Source organism: Enterococcus ratti (assembly GCF_001886195.1).
Taxonomy (GTDB): domain Bacteria; phylum Bacillota; class Bacilli; order Lactobacillales; family Enterococcaceae; genus Enterococcus_B; species Enterococcus_B ratti.
In genome coordinates this window covers 13,937-31,833 of sequence record NZ_JXLB01000010.1, presented here as the reverse complement: position 1 = coordinate 31,833, position 17,897 = coordinate 13,937, and the positions used below count along the sequence as shown (strand labels likewise).

At 34.2% G+C, this 17,897-nt stretch carries 14 protein-coding genes and 1 pseudogene; 1 reads left to right on the top strand and 14 read right to left on the bottom strand.

What is annotated here, in order from left to right; translation table 11 throughout:
• Positions 1-21 precede the first annotated feature (21 nt).
• From RV14_RS06145 to tgt, 10 genes and pseudogenes are all read right to left on the bottom strand, one after another.
• On the bottom strand, positions 22-909 hold the full coding sequence (locus RV14_RS06145) for a helix-turn-helix domain-containing protein (protein WP_425429253.1): 888 nt from the start codon (positions 907-909) through the stop codon (positions 22-24).
• A 141-nt stretch (positions 910-1,050) separates the two neighbouring features.
• A complete protein-coding gene (locus RV14_RS06140; protein WP_071855415.1) occupies positions 1,051-1,875 on the bottom strand; it encodes a sugar phosphate isomerase/epimerase family protein in 825 nt (274 codons plus the stop codon).
• A 10-nt stretch (positions 1,876-1,885) separates the two neighbouring features.
• The gene (locus RV14_RS06135; protein WP_071855414.1) at positions 1,886-3,181 is read right to left on the bottom strand and encodes a TRAP transporter large permease; all 1,296 of its coding nucleotides are present in this window, start codon (positions 3,179-3,181) and stop codon (positions 1,886-1,888) included.
• Between the two features lie 15 nt (positions 3,182-3,196).
• Positions 3,197-3,676: a TRAP transporter small permease gene (locus RV14_RS06130; protein ID WP_071855413.1), complete on the bottom strand. Its 480-nt coding sequence runs from the start codon at positions 3,674-3,676 to the stop codon at positions 3,197-3,199.
• Positions 3,673-4,538, bottom strand: a pseudogene (locus RV14_RS06125) (TRAP transporter substrate-binding protein). The gene RV14_RS06130 and the pseudogene RV14_RS06125 overlap by 4 nt, the downstream one beginning before the upstream one ends.
• Positions 4,539-4,709: 171 nt before the next feature.
• On the bottom strand, positions 4,710-5,816 hold the full coding sequence (gene bglB, locus RV14_RS06120) for a beta-galactosidase BglB (RefSeq protein ID WP_071855412.1): 1,107 nt from the start codon (positions 5,814-5,816) through the stop codon (positions 4,710-4,712).
• A gap of 433 nt (positions 5,817-6,249) precedes the next feature.
• On the bottom strand, positions 6,250-6,735 hold the full coding sequence (locus RV14_RS06115; RefSeq protein WP_143139742.1) for a hypothetical protein: 486 nt from the start codon (positions 6,733-6,735) through the stop codon (positions 6,250-6,252).
• 798 nt (positions 6,736-7,533) lie between these two features.
• Positions 7,534-10,131 (bottom strand): bifunctional acetaldehyde-CoA/alcohol dehydrogenase, encoded by a 2,598-nt coding sequence (gene adhE, locus RV14_RS06110; RefSeq protein WP_071855410.1) that lies wholly within the window; start codon positions 10,129-10,131, stop codon positions 7,534-7,536.
• Positions 10,132-10,577: 446 nt separating this feature from the next.
• A complete protein-coding gene (yajC, locus tag RV14_RS06105) occupies positions 10,578-10,961 on the bottom strand; it encodes a preprotein translocase subunit YajC (protein ID WP_071855409.1) in 384 nt (127 codons plus the stop codon).
• A gap of 92 nt (positions 10,962-11,053) precedes the next feature.
• Complete coding sequence (gene tgt, locus RV14_RS06100; RefSeq protein ID WP_071855408.1) at positions 11,054-12,199, bottom strand: tRNA guanosine(34) transglycosylase Tgt; 1,146 nt, start codon at positions 12,197-12,199, stop codon at positions 11,054-11,056.
• A 785-nt stretch (positions 12,200-12,984) separates the two neighbouring features.
• Between tgt and RV14_RS06095 the strand changes: the two genes are divergently transcribed.
• Positions 12,985-13,683 carry a DUF975 family protein gene (locus tag RV14_RS06095; protein ID WP_071855407.1) on the top strand — a complete coding sequence of 233 codons (699 nt, stop codon included), beginning with the start codon at positions 12,985-12,987 and terminating at the stop codon, positions 13,681-13,683.
• Positions 13,684-13,898: 215 nt separating this feature from the next.
• Here the strand turns inward: RV14_RS06095 and RV14_RS06090 are convergent, their stop codons facing one another.
• The 4 genes from RV14_RS06090 to RV14_RS06075 all read right to left on the bottom strand — a co-directional run bounded on the left by RV14_RS06090 (position 13,899) and on the right by RV14_RS06075 (position 17,896).
• The gene (locus RV14_RS06090) at positions 13,899-14,348 is read right to left on the bottom strand and encodes a hypothetical protein (protein ID WP_071855406.1); all 450 of its coding nucleotides are present in this window, start codon (positions 14,346-14,348) and stop codon (positions 13,899-13,901) included.
• A 304-nt stretch (positions 14,349-14,652) separates the two neighbouring features.
• Positions 14,653-15,069, bottom strand: coding sequence for an Ohr family peroxiredoxin (locus RV14_RS06085; RefSeq protein ID WP_071855405.1), 417 nt, complete (start codon positions 15,067-15,069; stop codon positions 14,653-14,655).
• 239 nt (positions 15,070-15,308) lie between these two features.
• A complete protein-coding gene (locus RV14_RS06080) occupies positions 15,309-16,724 on the bottom strand; it encodes a flippase (RefSeq protein WP_071855404.1) in 1,416 nt (471 codons plus the stop codon).
• Between the two features lie 5 nt (positions 16,725-16,729).
• A complete protein-coding gene (locus RV14_RS06075) occupies positions 16,730-17,896 on the bottom strand; it encodes a nucleotide sugar dehydrogenase (protein WP_071855403.1) in 1,167 nt (388 codons plus the stop codon).
• Between the last annotated feature and the right edge of the window lies 1 nt (position 17,897).

The window sequence follows — 17,897 nt, the reverse complement described above, 5'->3', positions numbered from 1 at the left end:
TGGTTTTCTTTTATTTTGCCATCATTCTTCTTCAAAATGTACATGATGAATGAGTGGATTATGAACGTCTCGTTTTAAAAATTCTTTAGGCGTTAACCCAAATTCTTTTTTGAATACCTTTAAAAAATGTGGGTAAGAAGAGAACCCGCTTTTATTGTATACTGCACTAGAACTGCGATATTCTCGCAACAAATACTTGGCATAAATCAGTTTTTTCTTTAACACATATTGATGAAAAGTAAATCCGGTATACTTTTTAAATTCTCTCGTAATATAATATTTACTAACAAAAAATTTTTTTTCCATTTCTTCTAGCGAAAGTGGATGGGACAAGTTATTTGCAATATATTGAAGCATCTGTTCTACCCGTTCATTCGGTACTACAGCGTTTTGTTCTTGCATGCATTCTTCTTTTTGCACCATTTGATTTAAAAAAATCAGGTATTCGATCAGCTCGTGTTCATACCGAATATCTTCGCCATAAACTGTTTTATCTGGCGGATTATCAATAAACGCCAATTTTCGCTTCAACATGTTTGGGTCTATTTGCAAAACACGGCTTCGATCTTCTCCCATTGGTTGAAAACAACTAGATAAATTGGACCATGGAGTAGAACGGCTTTTTAAAAAAGATGGCGTAACGAATATATAAACACGTTCGAATACATCTGAAGATTGTCGGACAATTCGATGCAAATCGTTTGAATGAATAAGTAAAACACTGCCAGAATGAATCGTAAATTGCCGACCATTTAAATAAAAGGTTGCCGAACCTTTAAGTGTCGTATGAATTTCATAAAAATCATGGTAATGATAAATGGTTTTATTTTGACTAACTACGTCTTTAACATGATAAATCTCATATTGATCAGAGACCATTGTATTGACCGACTCACCATTTATTTTCATTTTACGCACTCCTTCCTTGTTCATTCATAAACAATCTTATGGTCGCACATTTTTTCTATAAAAAAGACGAACTTCAAGAAAATAAAACGGACGGCCTACCGTTTTCAAAGTTAACGATCGCATGTGTCCAACGCCTTCTTATCAAAGTAAAAGTTTCCGCCCTTCACGTATTCCATCATCTTTTGTCTCTTCAAGAACTACATATAAATAAGGCCGCTTTTTCTTGACAATATCAATAATCTTTGTATATTCAATTACACCTTTTCCTAAATTTACCGGTATGATCTTACCTGCTTCTACACAAAAATCTTTCAAATGGACCGCACATATTTTTTCACCAAATCGTTCAAAAGCCTCTTCTACCAATTGAACGTGTTGCAAATAATTATGGCTGTTGATGAGGTTGGTTGGATCTAAAATAATTCCTAAATATTCTGAATTTACTAATTGAATTAATTGTGCTACTCGATCTAAAGAATAAACTGGATGATTCAATCCCGGTTCAATTCCAACCATCACGTGATTTTTTTCTCCAGTTTTTACTAAACGACAAATGACTTGTATGGCTTCTGTAAATGCTTCATTCGTAAAATTTTCTTTAGTATATTGAATGGACGGGCGCACACAGCCTGTTTCTGTAGCAACAATTGAAGCACCAAAAGAAGAAGCATAACGAAGGTACTGTTCAAATTTCCTCAACAATGTTTCTCGAAACACCATATCTGGATGGATCATATTGATATAACAGCTTAAAATCCCTACAGAAACTTCCTGCTTAGCCAGTACTCGCTTGACATAATTTCCCATGCCTGAGTTAATATGACTGACACCTGAAGGAAGTTCAGGAAAGGACAAATTCAATGCCAGTTGTAACGTGTGAACGCCTTGTTCTTTTGTTTTTTTAGCCAGTTCTTCAATTGTTTGTACGCCAGATAGATCATGTCCTCTGATGGTGATGTTTAGCATGTCATTTCTCCTAACTCAACAGATTGGGCAACCACATAACAACTTGTGGAAAGTAAGTAATCAAGAACAAAACAACTAAAATAATTCCGTAAAAAGGCAGTAACGGTTTCAACATGGCTTCTGCTTTAACACCTCCTACGCTAGCGCCAACATATAAGCCTGTTCCTACCGGTGGTGTAATGGATCCTACACATAAATTCATAATTGAAAACAATCCATAATGAACCGGATCGACACCGACACTCGTTACAATAGGCAAAAAGATTGGTGTAAAGATCAATATAGCAGGAGCAACATCCATAAACATGCCTACTAGAAGCAGCACAAGATTTACTAATAACAAAATAAGATATTTATTATCTGTTACCCCCATAATCATTGAACTAATGGCTTGAGGGATTCCAGTAAACGCCATAGCAAAAGACATCATCGAAGAAGTGGCCAGTAAAAACATGATTGTGCCAGACATTGCTACTGACTGAAAAAGCATATTCGGAAGATCTTTTACTTTAACTGTTTTATAATAGAACATCGCAATCAACAATGAGTAGATCACAGCAATTGCCGAAGCTTCTACCGCAGTAAAAATTCCCGTTAAAATACCTCCAATAATAATGACGATTAACAGTAAACTAGGAAGCGCGTCTTTTAACACTTTTCCAGCATGAGCAATCTGACCTTTTTCTGCAACTGGGTATTTGTTCTTTTTAGCTATGATAAATGCTACGAGCATAATTCCTAACGACCATAACGCACCTACTAGGTATCCTCCCATAAATAAAGCAGAAATTGAGGCACCGCCAGCAACAAGAGAGTACATGATGAACGCTGTACTTGGTGGGATAACCATTCCAGTTGGTGCAGAAGCAATATTGACTGCTGTTGCAAATTTACGTTCATATCCTTCTTCTACTTGTTGAGGAATTAGTACTCCGCCGATAGCCGTAGAAGCGGCTATTGCTGAACTAGAGATTGATCCAAACAAAGCATTGCCCAACACATTCGTATGCGCCAAGGCTCCGGGTACACGTCCTACAAACAGCATCGCAAAATCCACTAATTTCTTTGCTATTCCGCCATTGTTCATGATAATCCCAGAAAAGACAAAGAATGGAATAGCAATCAATGAAAAGCTGTTAATGCTGCCCACCATTTTTTGAGCAGAACTGAATGCAGAAACATCAAACGGTATCACAAGCATTAACGTCATCATTGATGAAAAAGCAATGCTTATAGCGATCGGCATTCCTAATATAAGCAACACAACAAATACAAAAAATAACACTAATCCGGCTTCTATTGCCATTTTATTCCTCCATGTTTACATTTTTTCTTGAATCATTAATTTATTCCTTAACGTATCAATTAAATTAAGCAGACTGTAAATGATAATTAGTCCTCCAGAAACTGGTACTGATAAATAGACGTAACCCATAGGAATACTTAATGAAGGAGAAAGTTGGCTCATTGTTAAAGTCACGGCCTTCCATCCACCGTATCCCATGATGATGATGGCAAAAGCTAAAAATAAACACTGAACAATGATTTCTAAAGCTTTGCTTTTTTTACCTGATAATTTTTCACTTAAAATTGTAACTGCTAAATGAGCTTTTTGTCCTACAACATAAGCAGAAGACAACATGGCAAACCAAACTAGACCAAATCGTACGAGTTCTTCTGTAATTGTATTCGGAGTGCCTAATACCGTACGCGCGAATACCTGCCATAACACAATAACGATCATTCCTAGCAGTAAAACAGCTCCTAGAATTTCTAATACTTTATTTATGACCATTTTCATATTCCTTGAGCTCCTTTTTCTTGGATCATTTGATAAAGTCTTTTATAGACAGGATCATTTTTAAATGCTTCATGAAGCGGTGCAACAGCTTTTCGAAAAGGAGTATTTTCTACTTTGTTAAATTGAACACCGTATTCTTTTTGTGCCACATTCTTTTCTTCATCCACTGCTTTTGCAAAAGCTTTGATTTCAAAAGCAGTGGATGCTGCTGCGGCTTCTTTTATTGCTTTTTTTTGTTCTGCCGTCAATTGTTCTTTGGTCGCATCGTTCATGATCATGATATCAGGAACACGTGTATGTTCATCATAAGAATAATATTTAGCTACACCACCATGTCCTGCTGTATATAAAACAAATTCATTGTTTTCTGACCCTTGGATCAAATGAGATTGAAGAGATGTATACACTTCATCACTTCCCATGGGTACTGCTGATCCACCTAAAAGCTCAACCATTTTGATGGCGGTTTCGCTTTGCATTACACGAATTTTTTTCCTTTTAAATCTTCAGGTGTATGTATCGGACTATCTACCATATAAAAACTGCGTTGACCGGAATCATAATAGGTCAGTCCTGTAAATCCTAATTTTTTTGTAGATTGAAAAATCGGCTGCATTATTTTCTCGTCATTCATCACACGAAAGAAATGATTTTCGTTGGTAAACAAATATGGAATGGAAAAAACAGCATAGTCTTTAGAAAAACTTTCTAACGCCGAAGCACTGACTTTTGTAAAATCTACAGCCCCTGACTGTGTTAATTCAATCAGTTCTCGTTCACCGCCTAGCTGTCCATCTGGAAAATAGTTGATTTGTATGGAGCCGTTTGATTTTTCTTTTACCAAACGCCCAAATTCATTCATTGCATCAATGACTGGTTGGCTGTTGCTTGCATAAGCAAAACGTAGGATGATCGTTTCGTTTGCTTTTGCATTAGAATACCTTCCACAACCACTTAATCCTAATAAACTTAAGCTAAGAAGACTCGCAGCAAACAGCAAAGATGTTTTCTTCATATTTCATTCTCCTTTCTTTCAGCAATAAGAGATAAGTAATTCTGTTAAACAAAGCACCATTAATGACTGACCGTAAGGCATCGCAGTAATTCCAATGTTTCGATAAAAGTCTAAATTACCACCCATCCCCGTTCCTACAGATACATTTTTCACTTCCCCTTTTTCATCAATTTGTTCAAGCAAGCCTTGAATTGCCTGAAAAGCAACTTCTTTATATTTTTGAGGCAAATAACGTTTATGAACTGCTTTTAAAATTCCATAAGCAAAACCTGCCGTTGCCGAAGATTCCACATAAGAAGAAGGATCGTCTAATAATGTGTGCCATAATCCGCTTTGGGATTGACAAGCCTTTAATGAATGAACTTGTGCTTCAAGTGTTGCAATCAACAATTTACGTAACGCATCGTCTTTAGGTAATTCTAAAATTTCAATAATTTCCGGAATCGCAATCGTCAACCAACAATTTCCCCTTGCCCAAAATGCTTCTGCATAATTGTGATTACCTTCAAAAGTCCAGCCATGGTACCACAATCCTGTACGTTTATCCATTAGATATTTAATATGAATCATAAATTGATAACGTGCTTCTTCTAAATATTCTGGGCGATTTAATAGTTTACCAATTTTTGCTAAAGGCAAGACAGTCATCATCAACGTATCGTCCCACAACTGATTTTTATTTTCCGGCCCATAAGTCGCATGCTGCAACCCGTTTTCTTTAGTTCGAGGCATGTCATTCATCACCCACTCTGCCCATTGTTCTAAATACGAGAAATAACGAGAATCGTTCGTATCTTCATACAAATAAGCCATCGTTAGTAGTGGAGCCATCGTATTAACATTTTTGGGGGGCGCACCTTCTTTCATACGTTGCTCAAACCATTCGTTAACAACTTGATAAGCTCGTGGATTTTTAGTCATTTGATAGTTTTTATAGATGCCATACAAGCCAACCCCTTGTGGCCAATTCCAAACTGTCCAGCTTTTGTCATCTACTTTCAGTCCATCAAAGTCCAATAAAAATTCACCTTTGACGTCTTGAATCGTTGTTAGATTTTCAATAAGCAAATCAATTTTTTCTTCGACTAATTCTTTTGATACAAAAATCTCTTCTTTAATAATCATCTTCACGCTACCTTTCAAACGCTTTCATTTTTTTACATCCTTAATATATCAGTAATAACTTCTACTATAAATATCAGTATTTGAACAAAAACTATCTAAATTTGACCTAAAAAAGCATACACAGCCACAAAAGAAAAAAAATAGAAAAATTACTTTACTTTCCAATAATGAACCAGTAAACAACGGCCTTGTTTTTTCAGCATTTTTGTTTACGTAAAGGGAATATTCTTCCCTCATAACGCTAAAAAACTAGATTTCTCATTGTTCAAATTAGGTGCATTTCTTTTTGGAAAAAAGCAGTCTTTCCATCTCTCTTTGGTTTTCAGTTTTTATCCTTTGTAATTATAATTTCAAATAGCCTCACCAAACATCTTTCCCACTTTCAAATTTTTTGGAAAACACGGCGTATTTTTCTCGTTTCATCAATAGCTTACTAAATTTTCGTATGTTCTTGCCTATCCATTTCTCTTGTTTTTTGTCCATTTTGCTCATTTTCTTCTTTACTTTTTTCTACGCTATATTGTGTAAGACTACCTAGATCTTTTTGCTTTTCCTGTGTATATTCTTGTAAACTATATTTTACAAAAACATCTTGTAACAGATTTTTTAATTGCTTTTTTAACTGCTGAATTTTTTTTTTGTCAATAAAATTTCTGATTTTTCCTATAATAGTCCGTTCACGTTTTTTATATTTTTTCAGTGCATTTTCAAGTCTTACTTTTTCTTTTTCTATAGAAGAGCTAGGAGTATATATGGAATAAAAATTTTTTTTATTTTCTAGTTTTCTTTTTTTCTGAATATTAGCTTTGTTGAGTATTTGTTCATCTAATTCGGCTAGTTTTATTCCAAAAAATGCCTGTCCTCGTTCATATCTATCCTCATTTGTTAATGCTTCAAATGCTTTTTTTAATTCTAGCATTTGCTTCACCCGATCCTCCTCTTTTTCTATTGGAATAGTCAACTGGTTTTGTACGTTCAATTCTATCATTCGTTTTAAAATCTCATCCGTTTTAATATGTATTTCACTTTCTATTTTTACCAACTTTTTTTTGTTTTTGAAATTATCATAGTTGTTTCCTCCTATCTCATATATCCTTTAATTTGTTGGATTTTACCATATAAAAAGCAGATAAAAGAAACGTTTTTTTTTTTTTTCAAAGAAGAAGATGAATTGTCCTTCTTCCTTCATTTTTTTTAAATGCCTGTATAAAAGGATTAAACCTCTAAAAAACAAATAAAATCCACAAAAATATCTCTTCAACTTTTTATGGATTTTAGTTATTTTTCTGTTCTTTTTTCATTTAAAAAAACAAAAACCTATTTATTTTTACTCCCTCTCATCCAGTTTCCCAAAATAATAGCTAGCCATTCAACTATACAATCAAGAAATCTTTACACACATTAACTGTTAGAAATGAATCACTCATATTTTTTACAAAAATAGGTACGAAAAGATTTTCTAAACTAGCACTTAAGCAGCTAATAAAAACTAGCTCTTTCAATTCACTTTGATAGGTCTCTCAGTTGACAAAAAAACAGCCGAACCATTAAAAAATAGACTCTTCTATTTTTTAATGGTTCGGCTTATTATCCTCGTAACGATTCGTTACAGTTGTTTCTTAGTCAGTACGCTCGTCAACGAAAACATCACGACTTATTGTTAATTGAGTTTTGGAGAAAAAGTTTCTGCTACAATCGCTACTTAGTCTTTAACAAATCACCCATTATAGGCATCAAGAATGATTTGTTTTAATTCACTGATTAACGGTTCTTTTGGATTAGCTGTTGTACATTGATCTTCATAAGCAAGTTCTGCCATACGATCAACAGTAGAATCTAATACTTCTTGTGTCACGCCTTGTGCTTTCAAGCTCATATCAATTCCTACTGATTGGCCTAATTCATAAACAGCTGTCGCTAAAGCTTCAACTAGTTCTTCCGTCGTTTGCCCTTTTAATCCTAAAAATTTCGCAATGTCGGCATAATCTGTATCGGCACGGAAATAATCATATTTAGGGAACATAGCATGTTTTTGAGGATCTTTTGCGTTATAACGAATGATATGCGGCAATAAAATAGCATTGGTACGACCATGTGGAATTCCATATTCTCCACCGATTTTATGAGCAACTGAATGGCAAATTCCTAAAAATGCATTAGCAAACGCCATACCAGCCATAGTAGAAGCATTATGCATTTTTTCACGTGATTCCATATCAGGCGTTTTCACTGATTTTTCTAAATAATCAAAGACTAACTTAATAGCTTGCAAGCTCAACCCTCTTGTATAATCAGAAGCCATCACAGAAACGTAAGATTCAATCGCATGCGTTAATACATCCATTCCTGTATCAGCCGTCACAGAAGCTGGAACTGACATCACAAACTGTGGATCAACAATTGCTACATCTGGCGTCAATGCATAATCGGCTAACGGATACTTCACATGCGTTTCACTATCAGTAATAACCGCAAACGGTGTCACTTCCGATCCCGTACCTGAAGTTGTTGGAATACACACAAATTGAGTTTTTTCTGGTTTGTCAATCTTGTACGTCCGTTTACGAATATCTAAGAATTTTTGTTTTGCTCCAAAAAACGAAGTATCTGGATGTTCATAAAACATCCACATCCCTTTAGCAGCATCCATTGCAGACCCGCCACCTAAAGCAATAACTGTATCTGGTTTGAAATCAGCCATCAATTTAGTTCCTGCATAAACAGTATTTGTTGAAGGATTAGGTTCAACTTCTGAGAAGACTTCAATTTTCACATCATTCTTGCGACGCGATAATACTTCTCGCACGGTATCACAATAGCCAAACTGAACCATTCCTGGATCACAAACAATCATGACACGTTCGACATTTTCCATTTTTTCTAAATACAGCAAAGAGTTCTTTTCAAAGAAGATTTTTGGTGGTAACTTGAACCATTGCATATTATTTCTCCGTTTCGCTACAGTTTTGACATTAATTAAATTGACCGCACTCACATTTCTAGAAATAGAATTCTTACCATACGAGCCGCAACCTAGAGTTAGGGAAGGAATCATCTCATTGTAGATATTCCCAATACCACCTTCTGCTGAAGGCGTATTGACTAAAATACGACATGCTTTCATGCGTAGACCAAACTTAACCTGTAATTCTTCATCTTCTGAATGAATGACAGCAGTATGTCCTAATCCGCCAAGGTTTAACATCCCTTCGCATAGTTCAAAAGCATGCTCAGTGTTATTTGCTTTAACCATCGCTAATACCGGAGAAAGCTTTTCTCGTGATAGTGGATAATCTGCGCCAACGTCTTCTAATTCTGCAATCAACATTTTAGTTCCTGTAGGCACGTTGATCCCTGCTAGTTTTGCAATATCCATAGCCGATCGCCCAACGATCACAGGATTAACAGCATATTTGCCTTCATTCATCACTGCATCTTCTAGTTTTGAAAGCTCAGATGGTTTTACAAAATACACTTGATGCGCTTTAAATTCTGCTTTTACTGCAGCATAAATCTCTTTATCAACGATTATTGCTTGTTCAGAAGCACAAATCATTCCATTGTCAAACGTTTTAGAAACAATTAAGTCATTTACAGCTCGTTTGATTTTTGCGGTCTTTTCAATATAAGCTGGTACGTTACCCGGACCTACACCTAAAGCTGGTTTGCCTGTTGAGTATGCCGATTTAACCATCCCTGCTCCACCAGTCGCTAAGACAATTGCAACCCCCGGGTGATTCATCAACATAGAAGTTGCTTCAATGGAAGGATGTTCAATCCATTGTATACAATTTTCCGGTGCACCAGCTGCAATTGCTGCCTTGCGAACAACACGAGCAGCTTCAGCAGAAGATTGTTGTGCGCTTGGATGAAAAGCAAATATAATTGGATTTCTCGTTTTCAAAGCAATCATTGCTTTAAAGATCGTTGTTGAAGTTGGGTTGGTTGTAGGAGTTACGCCACAGACAACCCCAACAGGTTCAGCAATTTCAATCAGTCCTTTTTGAACATCTTCATTGATCACACCGACTGTTTTATCGTGTTTGATGTTGTTCCAAATATATTCAGACGCATACATATTTTTGATTGCTTTATCTTCATAAATTCCACGTCCTGTTTCTTCAACAGCCATTTTTGCTAACGGCATATGTTGATCCAATGCTGCCATTGCCATTTCATGCACAATATGATCTACTTTTTTTTGATCGAAATTTTCCATTTCTTTTAAAGCAGTATTTGCCTTTGTTGCTAGTTCATTGATCATTTCTTGCACATCAATTGTTTTTGATTGTTCTTTTTCCATTACTTTAGTCATTGTATTCCTCCTAATAGGTCACAATTATTTGTTAAATATTTCACATTAACATCATACAACAAACTCTTTTATCTGTAAACATTTTTTGTGATTTTTTTCACAGTTTTTAATAATTTAGTATAAATCCACGTAAATAAAGGTTTTAAGTGACAATGTAAGAAATCAGTGAATTTATTTTCTATAAAAATAGTTTATTCAATATTTAACAATATATTTCCTTATAAAAATAAAGAAAAACTTAAATTTAATTTTTTCTCTGAGACATTCATATAAAACCAGCCATTCTTAAAGTGAATGAAACAAGCCCTAGTTAAAATAAAGGATATTACAAACCGAAACTTCAAAAAAATAAACCGTACACACGAAAAATTGTTTTTTCTAATTTTCATGCATACGGCTAATTTCTTGAAACTGGATTCTATCCCCAGCATCTCATTTAGCAAAATTTATTTGTTTTCTTTGCTTTCTTCTGATTCTTCTATCGTTTCAGTCATGTCCTCTTTGACTTCTACTTTTTCAGCAGCTTTCGGTTCGGTTACTGTATTTACCTTCGCATCATTGGTTACGACAGTTCCAGATTTTACCGTTTTAATTGCTGCACGGTCGTATTCTAAGAAAATTCCTTCACAGTCTAAAACAACTGTACGCTTTTCATTGTCAATTTCTGAAATAACACCGTGCAGTCCGCCGATCGTCACGACTTCATCACCAGGTTTCATGCTATCTAATAAATTTTGACGTTCTTGTTGTTGCTTCTTTTGCGTACGTGACATGAAGTACCACATTGCTAAAAGAGCAACGAACATCACTAACATTGGTAATGATCCCATTTTTTTCACCTCACTAACATGTATCCACAATTTCAACTTTAGCAGAAAATGGCGCTAGACACTAGTTTTTTACTTAAATTTAGATAAAAAGATTAGAAACTTTTAGCATTTTCTTTATTAAAGCCATACTCTTCAAAAAAAGCCGTCCGAAACTCTAATAAATGATCATCCATAATTGCTTGACGAACTTGCTTCATCAAATTCAACAAGAAATAGAGATTGTGATAAGAAGTAAGACGTATCCCAAATGTTTCGTCACACTTAATTAAATGTCGAATATACGCACGCGTATAGTTTTTACAAGTATAACAATCACATTTCTCGTCAATCGGACGAAAATCATGCGCATATTGGGCATTTTTTACCACTAAACGGCCTTGTGAAGTCATACAAGTACCATTTCTAGCAATCCGAGTTGGTAAGACACAGTCGAACATGTCCACTCCTCGAATAACACCGTCAATTAACGAATCAGCTGCTCCAACCCCCATTAAATAACGAGGTTTATTTTCTGGAATCAAAGGAGTGGTAAATTCTAGTACACGGTTCATTTCTGCTTTAGGTTCACCGACAGACAAACCGCCAATCGAATAGCCGGGAAAGTCCATAGCAACTAAATCCTGTGCGCTTTGACGGCGTAAATCTTCAAACCCAGCTCCTTGAATAATTCCAAATAAACCTTGATGATATGGATTTGCATGAGCATTTAACCCGCGCTCTGCCCAACGCGAAGTACGTTCAACTGATTTTTTAACGTACGCATAGCTCTCATTAAATGGCGGACATTCATCAAAACTCATCATAATATCAGAACCTAATTTATTTTGGATAGCAATTGCCTTTTCAGGTGATAAAAACATTTTTGACCCATTCAAATGATTTTTAAAGTGTACACCTTCTTCCTCAATGTTACGCATGTCACTTAATGAAAAGACTTGGAAACCTCCAGAATCGGTTAAAATTGGTTGATCCCAATTCATAAATTTATGCAAGCCGCCTGCTTCTGCAACTAAATCTTCACCGGGTCGCAACCACAAATGATACGTATTACTTAAAATAACCCCAGCGCCCATCGCTTTTAATTCTTCCGGTGACAATGTTTTAACGGTCGCTAACGTTCCTACCGGCATAAACATCGGCGTAGGAAACGTTCCATGTGGGGTGATTAATTCGCCAAGGCGAGCCCCCGTATGTTTTTCTTTTTTAATTAAACGATAACGAATGGCAGGTTGTGACATTCAATTCCCTACTTTCTCTATAATAATTGCACTGCTGACACTCCACACGCTTATGTGTACTTTCCTTCAAGAGGAACAGTCGTTGAAACTTCCTATTTTTAGGATGCTGATTTTCGATTATCAAATTTTTAGGATTTAACCTTACACCATCTAACTTATTTTTTCTGCTTTTGCTACGGTCACGCTTGAGTTTAATTATCTCTACGTTGTCGTTAAGTTAGCTTTACGAGTTCCCAGCAATTCAACTTCTTTGTTGGAATACGAAAGTATTTACGTATTCTCTAAATGTAAGTTTCCCTACATTCTTACAGTACATTGACGAGCTGTCATTCTACTATTGAAATAGTGGATTTTCACACTCGAAAATTCTATAACTCCCATCATCATAATTGTTCCAGCTATTTTTTGCAACACCTTTTATACGCTTTCATTTATCCTTCTTTTTTATCATTTTGCATTTATTAAGAAATTGGATAACACTGATTGACTCCTCTTCTACATTTTTACAGAATTTATGAATGAAGAAATGGTATAAATAAATTTACAAATAAAAAAGGAGGAGGAAAGACCATATACTTAATATTAAATTTTGGATTAATTTTTTTCAATAAATTTTGCATTTTTACTTGCCGCTAAAGGATAAAAAAGCTCTTAGTAACAATTATTTCGCAAGAGACTAGAATAGGTAAAAAGAACAATATTTCAAGTAAAAATGAAAATTAAAATAAAGTAAAAATAGGTCTTTTTTGTTATACTTAGTTCATGAATAAAAAGGAGTGAAATGTGTGCAATCTTCTAAAGAACTGAAACAACAAGCAAAAGATAGCTTGAAGGGCCGCTGGGGCCAAGCGGTATTACTAAATTTAATCCCTACTCTAATTGCGATTGCTATTATTATGGTTCTTGCGATTCCGACGATTTTGCTAATCGCTCGCTCTTATGGCGATACAACTATCATACAAGAATCAATCAATAATCAGAGTAACGGTGCATCAAGTGGGGGTGGCATTGTTTCTGGTGTTATTAGTGCTTTATTCATGAGCGGCATCTCATGGACTTATTTAGATATCTTGCGTGGAACAAAAACACAAATCGTGCCTTTTAAAGATGCCTTTCGTGCTTTCACTAAATCCTTTTTTGGTGGAGTAATTTTATTAGCAATTTTGCTATCTATCTTTACTAGCTTATGGGCTTTATTGCTTGTTATTCCTGGAATTATCAAAATCTATTCTTATTCGCAAAGTTACTTTATCTACTATGATGTTGTAGCACAAACGGGTGAAAAACCTCGAGTCTTAGACACCATTACTGCTAGTCGTAAATTAATGAACGGTTACAAAGGAAAATTATTTTGGCTCGATCTTTCTTTTATCGGCTGGCATATTTTAGCCATATTAACAGCAGGAATTGGATATTTATGGTTAAACCCTTATATTACTGCTACAAAAGCAGCCTTTTATGAACAACTGCCAAAAAAAGTTTAAATGGACAAAATAAAAAGCGACTGCGGCAAAAATATTTACCGTCGTCGCTTTCTGATTTAATTATTTTCCCTCAATTTTTTACATAACTTAGATAGACATCAACGTTGGCATTTTTGCTTACTTATTTTTCTTAAAGTCACCATCTAATTTATCTAATGATACTTTCAAAAACCACTTTTTTAGATTTAGTTGTTTCTGATTGTTTTCATATAACTTTAATAACTTTCAATAAATTTTTTAAATTTTTGATATTGCGCTTTTCTACGAACCGCCTGATAGTAAGCTACTTGTTTTTTTTTAGATTCTTGATCTGTTGTTTTAGTTTTGTTTATTTCCGTCGAAAATTCTAAATTATATTCTTTTTCTTCATTTTTCACCGTGAATCCATCACTATACAGATTAACTGTTTTATTGTCCATAACAGGTGTATTGCATTGATTCATATAACAGTTTTGATAGGTTTTAATCGCTTCTTTTAATGATCCGTTGAAATTTTTCCGTGTTGTGGACTGTGCCTCTTGTGTTGAAGAATTCGACATATTGGTTATTTTAATTGCAACTGGTTCATTGAGGTCATTTTCTTGAGGAATGTTAAATGCACACATTACAAACATTCCAAGAAAAAAACTAGTTAATACCGTTAAACACCATACACATAACTTCATTTTTTAGCCTCCTTTGCGATTGTTCCGCTAAGATATCCTAACTGGAAGTCCTTTTTTAGGAGTTGAGGCTGGAACTTTCACTCCAACCTCATGTAAGAGAGTATAAGAGATAAAGCAGATAATATAATATATCCCTATATATTTATTTTACATAAAACAACAAATTTATTTTTTTTATAATTTAATGTTTGAAACAGATAATTATAAAAAAAAAATATATTAGAAAAGCTCCCCCATTGCTTTTCTAATATATTTGGTTAATGCTTTTATTTCTTAAAATAAAAATTGAAGAATTCGTTTAAATTTAAAATTCTATCTCACTAATTTCTAAAGTAACATTAACATTACCTCTTAAAGCTTTAGAATAAGGACAAACCTTATCTGCTTCTTCAACAAGTTTCATTGCTTCTTCTTTTGACATTTCTTTAATATAAACGGATAAAACGACTTCTATTGTAAAATCTGCATCCCCATGATTTAACAAGGAAACAGTTGCTTTAACTGAACTTGACTGATTCATGTTCTTTCTAGATAAAACTAATTCTAGAGCACCATTAAAACACGCACTGTAAGCTGCTGCAAAAAGTTCTTCTGGATTTGTTGCCTTTGTATTTTGTGAGCCAGGTGCTGCTACCTCATATAAAAACTTTTTCTCTTGTGAATAGATTTTTCCATTACGGCCACCTGTATTAATAGTAGCTACCTCATAAATTTTACTCATAGATCTCGCCCTCCAACAAATAATTGTAAATACAATGGTTGGACTCAAAGCAATCAAGTATCGCATTAAAGGTATTTGTAGGAACGATTCGTTTGAATTTTAAGAATAGGAAGGATTGCTCCTAGCCAAAACCATTTGTATTTACTCTTTTACAATAAAAGATTTTTTTTTTTAATTTTATTTAAAAAAAATATTTTATGATTATTCATTGAAATTAAATAAAATGAAATCTTATTCGATCATTCCTTCATTTCTTTTAGGCTGTTTAAAATAGGGTTATAGCCTAAAAATGTCGTCAACACTAAATAAATAGAAAGTGCCAAAGTTACTTGAACTAAATTGGTCAATAATGTCGGAGGCATTGCCTTTGTGACCATTCGTGTCACCAACCACATAATAATGGCTGAACTGAAAATGATCTGTAATTCTCTTTTGTGAAAGCGAAAATTAGTTCTTTTTAAGAACGAATTGGTACGAACCATTGTCACAAAAATTTCAGCTAAAATATTGGAAAAAACAACGCCAAAGAACCCAATAGATGGTAACAAGATCAAATTACATAAAATATTGATGACCGCACCGATCAATACAGATTTATTATAGACCTTCACTTTGCCAATTGGAATTAAATATTGTCTAGAAATAGACATTCCTAACGGCATCACCACGATCAAAATTGAAAAAATCGGAATCACTTTATTAATAAACAGAAAGTCTTTACCAAAAAACCATGGAACTAATTTATCATAAACCGTAAGCATACCAAACATCGCAGGAATACTAAAGTACAATTGCAAATGGATGGTTTTATCAATAATGGCTACCATTTTTTTGACATTTCCTTTTGCATACAAACCGCTCATATGAGGCAATAAAACCATATCAACAGTTGTGATGATTGTAATAAATACTGTATTGATCGTGAGAGAATTTGTATAATATCCAACAGCTGTGCTGCCAATAAAAATTCCCAACAACGTTTTATTTAAATTTGTATAAAGAAGAATCGCTACTTGCGGAATAAAAAACTCAAAAGATGCTCGTGCATGTCGTAAACTATCTATTAATAGGATTCTTTTAAAATCAATATGCTTGCGGATAAAGAACCAAGTAAATACTTGTGACAACAAAGTGCCTAATGATTGTAACAAAACATACAAGCGCGTATCAGAAGAATCCTTGATAAAACAAACAATCAGAATAAACGTAATAAACTGAATTCCTAGATTCGTCATGCTATTTTTTTTAAAATCTTCTATTCCCATAAAAAACCATGAAATATCAAACATAACAGCTAAAATAGTAAGACTTTGAATATAAAAATAAAATCTATTATCCAAAAAAGAAATAAATAAAAAATAAACAACAAGCGTGATGCTTGTTAAAATAACTTTTAACAAGCATATTTCCCAAAAAATTTTAGAAATATTTTCTTTTCGATGATAAACTAAAGCAATTTCTCGATTTCCATACATTGCAATACCTAAACTGGCAACTAACACAAAATATTGAGCAATCGAATTTGTATAATTAAAAATACCTAATCCACTAGGTCCTAGTGCTTTAGAAACAATTGGTACTGTGATGATGGGCATAATAATTTTTGTTAATTGAAAAAGAGACTGGTAACCAAAATTTTTGAGTACATGTTTCACTTTAATTAGTCCCTTCCGAATATATCTCGAGTGTATACCTTCTCGTTAACGTCCTTTAACTTGGGATCAAAGCGATTAGCTAAAATGATATCTGAGTTTTTTTTGAACTTATTTAACTCTTTTATTACTTCAAAATCTGAAAAATAACCAGCTTTTACAGTAGGTTCGTAGATAATCACTGTTACTCCTTTTTCTTTCAGATAATGCATCACACTTAAAACAGAAGAATATCTAAAGTTATCAGATCCTGACTTCATTGTTAAACGGTAAACTCCTACTACTTTAGGATTCTTTTTAATAATCTGATCGGCAATAAATTCTTTTCTTGTGTCATTGGCTTTCACCACGGCTTGAATGAGATCACTTGGCACATGATGATAATTAGCCAATAATTGTTTGGTATCTTTGGGTAAACAATAGCCGCCATACCCAAAGGAAGGATTATTATAGTAAGCGCCAATTCTAGGATCCATCGACACACCTGAAATGATTTGCGCAGTATTCAACCCATTAATTTCTGCGTAAGTATCAAGTTCATTAAAGTAAGCGATTCGTAATGCCAAGTACGTATTTGAAAATAGTTTGATTGCTTCAGCTTCCATTGAACCCGTTAGCACGATAGGAATCTCTTTTTTTCTTGCATTTTGTTTAAAAAGCATAGCAATTTCTTGCCCTCTTTTGGTATTTTCCCCTACAACAATTCGAGAAGGATATAAATTATCATACAGTGCTTTTCCTTCTCGCAAAAATTCTGGCGAGAAAATGAAATTATTCGAGTGGTATTTCTTTTTCAAAGATTGAATATAACCTAAGGGTATCGTTGACTTAATAATAAAAACGGCATCTTTTCTCAACGCCTGAACTTCTTCAATAACTGCTTCGATGGTAGAAGTATCAAAAAGATTTTTTTGTTCGTCATAATCTGTTGGCGTAGCAATAAGAATATACTTACCAAATAATGCTGCCGTTTTGAAGTCTTGTGTAAAGGTAATATTTAACGCTTCATTTGTTAAAAAGTCTTGTACTTCTTTGTCTTCAATAGGCGATTTTCTTTGTGACAACTGCTTTATTTTTTCCCGATCGATATCGTAAGCTATGACTTCATTATTTTGCGCAAGCAGTAACGCATTGGCTAGTCCAACGTAGCCCATACCAAAAACAGATAGTTTCATT